The 4985-nt window shown below is 72.4% G+C and carries 5 protein-coding genes and 1 pseudogene; 3 read left to right on the top strand and 3 right to left on the bottom strand.

The features are described 5' to 3' along the window. A pseudogene (locus tag B9S61_RS42190) lies at positions 1-133 on the bottom strand (phosphatase PAP2 family protein); the annotation flags it as partial. A gap of 133 nt (positions 134-266) precedes the next feature. On the opposite strand from B9S61_RS42190, the gene B9S61_RS09300 reads away from it, so the two are divergent. After that, positions 267-1622 (top strand): FAD-binding oxidoreductase, encoded by a 1356-nt coding sequence (locus B9S61_RS09300; RefSeq protein ID WP_103541835.1) that lies wholly within the window; start codon positions 267-269, stop codon positions 1620-1622. A gap of 33 nt (positions 1623-1655) precedes the next feature. After that, complete coding sequence (locus B9S61_RS09295; protein ID WP_103541834.1) at positions 1656-2411, top strand: decaprenylphospho-beta-D-erythro-pentofuranosid-2-ulose 2-reductase; 756 nt, start codon at positions 1656-1658, stop codon at positions 2409-2411. Between the two features lie 16 nt (positions 2412-2427). Here the strand turns inward: B9S61_RS09295 and B9S61_RS09290 are convergent, their stop codons facing one another. Together B9S61_RS09290 and trpS are read right to left on the bottom strand one after the other, a co-directional pair. After that, positions 2428-3006, bottom strand: a complete 579-nt coding sequence (locus B9S61_RS09290) for a 2'-5' RNA ligase family protein (protein WP_103541833.1) — start codon at positions 3004-3006, stop codon at positions 2428-2430. A 270-nt stretch (positions 3007-3276) separates the two neighbouring features. Next, positions 3277-4290 (bottom strand): tryptophan--tRNA ligase, encoded by a 1014-nt coding sequence (trpS, locus tag B9S61_RS09285; RefSeq protein ID WP_103541832.1) that lies wholly within the window; start codon positions 4288-4290, stop codon positions 3277-3279. Between the two features lie 131 nt (positions 4291-4421). Between trpS and B9S61_RS09280 the strand changes: the two genes are divergently transcribed. Then, a complete protein-coding gene (locus tag B9S61_RS09280) occupies positions 4422-4979 on the top strand; it encodes an RNA polymerase sigma factor (RefSeq protein WP_103541836.1) in 558 nt (185 codons plus the stop codon). The last annotated feature ends 6 nt before the right edge of the window (positions 4980-4985 follow it).

The raw sequence follows: 4985 nt of genomic DNA, 5'->3' as shown, positions 1-4985 counted from the left end.
CCCCGGCCCGGGACAGGGCACGTGCGGCACCGGCCACGCGCGGGTCCGTGCCGCACGCCCTGAGCGCGACGACGATCCGGTGGTCCAGGCCGTGCGGACCGCCGGGATGCGGAAGGTCGTGATGGTCGTCCATGTGGACCTACTGTTCACCCTCGGCGGGCCATATTTCAGCGCCTATCGAGCGACATCCCATTAATCACCCGTTTCGGGGACGGGGATGACGTTTCAAAACCAATGAGTCACACAGGGGCGATACGGTCACCGTCATGGCCGCCGACACCGTTCCCGTCACAGGATGGGGCCGCACCGCTCCCACCGCCGCCCGGCTGATCCGTCCGCGGACGTACGGGGAGGCGGCCCTGGCCGTCCGGGACTGCGGGGCCCGCGGGGGCATCGCGCGGGGCCTGGGGCGGGCGTACGGGGACGCGGCGCAGAACGCGGGCGGCGCGGTCCTCGACATGACGGGCCTGGACCGCGTCCACGCGATCGACGCGGACGGCGGCACCGTGCTGTGCGACGCGGGCGTCTCCCTGCACCGGCTGATGCAGGTGCTGCTGCCGCTCGGCTGGTTCGTGCCGGTGACGCCCGGCACCCGCTACGTGACCGTCGGCGGCGCGATCGGCGCCGACATCCACGGCAAGAACCACCATGTCTCCGGGTCCTTCTCCCGCCATGTGCTGTCCCTGGAACTGCTCACCGCCGACGGCGACGTCCGTACGGTCGTCCCGGGCACGCCGCTGTTCGAGGCGACCGCGGGCGGCATGGGCCTGACCGGGGTGATCCTCACCGCGACGGTCCGGCTCCAGCCGGTGCAGACGTCGCTGATGTCGGTCGACACCGAACGCGCGAACGACCTCGACGACCTGATGGCCCGTCTCGCCGACACCGACCACCGCTACCGCTACTCGGTCGCCTGGATCGACCTGCTGGCCCGGGGCCGGGCCACCGGCCGCGCGGTGCTCACCCGCGGCGACCACGCGCCCCTGGACGCGCTGCCGCCCGGCACACGCGCGCGCAGGGACCCCCTGTCCTTCCGCACCTCCCGTCTCCCGGCCGCCCCCTCCTTCCTCCCCGAGGGCCTGCTCAGCCGCACCACCGTGGGGCTGTTCAACGAACTCTGGTACCGCAGGGCGCCCCGCGCGCGCACCGGGCAGCTCCAGCGCATCCCCGCCTTCTTCCACCCCCTGGACGGCGTACCGCACTGGAACCGGGTCTACGGTCCGGGCGGCTTCGTGCAGTACCAGTTCGTCGTCGGGCACGGCCGGGAGGACGCCCTGCGCCGGATCGTGCGCCGGATCTCCGAACGGCGCTGCCCGTCCTTCCTCGCCGTCCTCAAACGCTTCGGCGAAGCCGACCCCGGCTGGCTGTCCTTCCCCGTGCCGGGCTGGACCCTGGCCCTGGACATCCCGGCGGCGCTGCCCGGCCTCGCCGGCTTCCTCGACGAACTCGACGAGGAGGTGGCCGGCGCCGGCGGACGCGTCTACCTCGCCAAGGACTCCCGGCTGCGCCCGGAACTGCTCGCGGCCATGTACCCCCGCCTGGCCGACTTCCGCGCGCTGCGCGCCGAACTGGACCCGCGCGCGGTGTTCACCTCCGACCTCTCCCGCCGGCTCCACCTCTGAAACCGCCGCCCCCGCCCCTCCTTAGGAGCTGTCGTGAAGGACGCCTTCGGCCTCCCCCAGTCCCTGCTCGTCCTCGGCGGTACGTCCGAGATCGCGCTGGCCACCGCGCGGCGGCTGATCGCCCGCCGCACCCGCACGGTGTGGCTGGCCGGCCGCCCCTCCCCCGGCCTCGACGAGGCCGCCGGGCAGCTGCGCGGCCTCGGCGCCGACGTACGCACCGTCGCCTTCGACGCGCTCGACCCGGCCGCCCACGAGGACGCCCTCGGCAAGGTGTTCGCGGAGGGCGACATCGACATGGTGCTGCTCGCCTTCGGCACCCTGGGCGACCAGGCGCACGACGAGCGGGACCCGAACGCAGCGGTACGGGTCGCGCAGACCAACTACACCGGCGCGGTCTCGGCGGGCCTGGTGTGCGCGGGCGCGCTCCAGACGCAGGGCCACGGCTCGCTGGTGGTGCTGTCGTCCGTCGCGGGCGAGCGGGCCCGCCGCGCGAACTTCATCTACGGCTCCAGCAAGGCCGGCCTGGACGCCTTCGCCCAGGGCCTCGGCGACGCCCTGCACGGCACGGGCGTGCACGTCATGGTCGTACGCCCCGGGTTCGTCCGTACCCGGATGACGGCCGGGCTGCCCGAGGCGCCGCTGGCCACCACCCCGGAGGCGGTCGCGGCGGCCGTGGAGCTGGGACTGCGCCGCCGCGCGGAGACCGTGTGGGTACCGGGAGCGCTGCGGATGGTGATGTCGGCGCTGCGGCATCTGCCGCGCGGGGTGTTCCGCAGGCTGCCGGTGTGAGAGGCGGCGGGGGCGCTCAGTGGGCGGAGACGGAGCCCCGGTCCACGCGCCCGGACTGCGGGGGCACCACGGTGGAGCCGAAGGGGAACTCGCGCAGCTTGCGCCAGACGGCGTCGGCGCCCTGCTCGTAGAGCGCGAAGCCGGTGCAGGGCCACTCGGCCACGTAGTCGGCGAGCTCCTCGTAGGCGCGGTCCATGGCGGCCTCGTCGATGCCGTGCGCCACCGTGACGTGCGGGTGGTACGGGAACTGCAGCTCACGCGGGATCGGGCCGGAGGCGTCGCGGATCCGCTTCTGCAGCCAGGCGCACGCCGCGCCGCCCCCGACGACCTGCACGTACACCACCGGGGTCAGCGGCCGGAACGTGCCGGTGCCGGACAGCCGCATGGGGAACGGGCGGGCTGCGGCGGCGACCTCGCTCAGGTGCGCCTCGACGGCCGCCAGGCAGGTGCCGTCGATCTCCGTCGGCGGCAGCAGGGTGACGTGGGTGGGGATGCCGTGCGCCGCGGCGTCGCCGAAGCCCGCACGCAGCTGCTGAAGCCGGCTGCCGTGAGGCTCCGGGACCGCGATCGACACACCGATCGTTACGGTCCCCACGTCGTCTCCTGTCGTCGGTGGTGGTGAAACGTGTGGTGAAGCATGTGGTCGGGCTGCGGCGGTGAAGCCGTGGCGGGCGCCGGGTGACCGCGAGGACGGTCACCCGGATATCGACTGTACGACCACGACCCGGGGCCGGGCAGGCGCAACGGGAGTGATGTGCAGCGCTCTGTGGTGGTACGGACCGCTGCCGTGGGCCGGTTCAGCGCCGGTGCGGTCCGTGGCGGTCCGGCGCCCGGGAGGCGGGCGCGGGCGGGTCGGTGCGGCGGGTCAGTGCTTGGCCGGCAGGAAGCCGACCCGGTCGTACGCCCGGGCGAGGGTCTCCGCGGCGACGGCACGCGCCTTCTCCGCGCCCTTGGCCAGGATCGAGTCGAGCGTCTCCGGGTCGTCCAGGTACTGCTGGGTGCGCTCCTTGAACGGGGTCACGAACTCGACCATGATCTCGGCGAGGTCCGTCTTGAGCGCGCCGTAGCCCTTGCCGGAGTACTTCTCCTCCAACTGGGCGATGTCCTCCCCGGTGAGGGTGGAGTAGATCGTGAGGAGATTGCTCACACCGGGCTTCTCGACGACGTCGTAGCGGATCACCGTGTCGGTGTCGGTGACCGCGCTCTTCACCTTCTTGGCGGTGCTCTTCGGCTCGTCCAGGAGGTTGATCAGGCCCTTCGGCGTGGAAGCCGACTTGCTCATCTTGATCGACGGGTCCTGGAGGTCGTAGATCTTCGCCGTCTCCTTGAGGATGTACGGCTTCGGCATGGTGAACGTCGTGCCGAACCGGCCGTTGAAACGGTCGGCGAGGTCACGGGTGAGCTCGATGTGCTGGCGCTGGTCCTCGCCCACCGGCACCTCGTTGGCCTGGTAGAGCAGGATGTCCGCGACCTGGAGGATCGGGTACGTGAACAGTCCGACGGAGGCGCGGTCGGCGCCCTGCCGGGCGGACTTGTCCTTGAACTGGGTCATCCGGGAGGCCTCGCCGAAGCCGGTGAGGCAGTTCATGATCCAGGCGAGCTGGGCGTGCTCGGGCACATGGCTCTGGACGAAGAGCGTGCAGCGGTCCGGGTCGAGCCCGGCGGCCAGCAGCTGGGCGGTGGCGAGCCGGGTGTTGGCGCGCAGCTCCTTCGGGTCCTGCGGAAGCGTGATCGCGTGCAGGTCGACGACCATGTAGAACGCGTCGTGGGTCTCCTGCAGGGACACCCACTGGCGGACGGCGCCAAGGTAGTTGCCGAGGTGGAACGAGCCTGCGGTGGGCTGGATTCCGGAGAGCACGCGGGGTCGGTCAGTCGCCATGCCCATCATTCTCTCAGGTCCCGGGGAGCGGTCCGGAACGGACCTGGAACAGATGGGAACCGATTCGTGCCCGGCGGTGTAACACATACGTGAGGACGCGGGAGGGGGGCCGCATCGTCGATGAGGCCGCGGTGATCGCACGCGTACGCGCCGGGGAGCCGGAGGCGTACGCGGAGCTGGTGCGGGCCCATACGGGCATCGCGCTCAGGGCCGCCGCCGCACTCGGTGCGGGACCGGACGCGGAGGACGTGGTGCAGCAGGCCTTCGTGAAGGCGTACCGCGCGCTGGGCCGGTTCCGGGACGGCACGGCGTTCCGGCCGTGGCTGCTGTCGATCGTGGCCAACGAGACGAGGAACACCGTGCGCGCGGCGGTGCGCCGGACCACCCTCGCCGACCGTGAGGCGGCTTTCGCGGAGGCGGAGCCGGTGATACCGGAGTCGGCCGATCCGGCGGTGGCGACGCTGGAGACCGAGCGCCGCGCCGCCCTGGCGGCCGCTCTGCGGAAGCTGAGCGAGGAGCACCGGCTGGTCGTCACCTACCGCTATCTGCTGGAGATGGACGAGAGGGAGACCGCCCAGGCTCTCGGCTGGCCCCGGGGCACGGTGAAGTCCCGGCTGAACCGCGCCCTGCGCAAGCTGGAGCGCCTGCTGCCGGACTTCCGGCCCCGGGAAGGAGGGGAGGCGGCGTGAGCGAGC

Source organism: Streptomyces sp. SM1 (assembly GCF_002910825.1).
Taxonomy (GTDB): domain Bacteria; phylum Actinomycetota; class Actinomycetes; order Streptomycetales; family Streptomycetaceae; genus Streptomyces; species Streptomyces okerensis.
Note: the sequence above shows the minus strand (reverse complement) of the source record. Positions and strands in the feature narration are given on the sequence as shown.

Excerpts from the sequence above, each read along its gene's own strand:
- B9S61_RS09300 (WP_103541835.1), top strand. The coding sequence starts at position 267 with ATGGCCGCCGACACCGTTCCCGTCACAGGATGGGGCCGCACCGCTCCC.
- trpS (WP_103541832.1), bottom strand. The coding sequence starts at position 4,290 with ATGGCGACTGACCGACCCCGCGTGCTCTCCGGAATCCAGCCCACCGCA.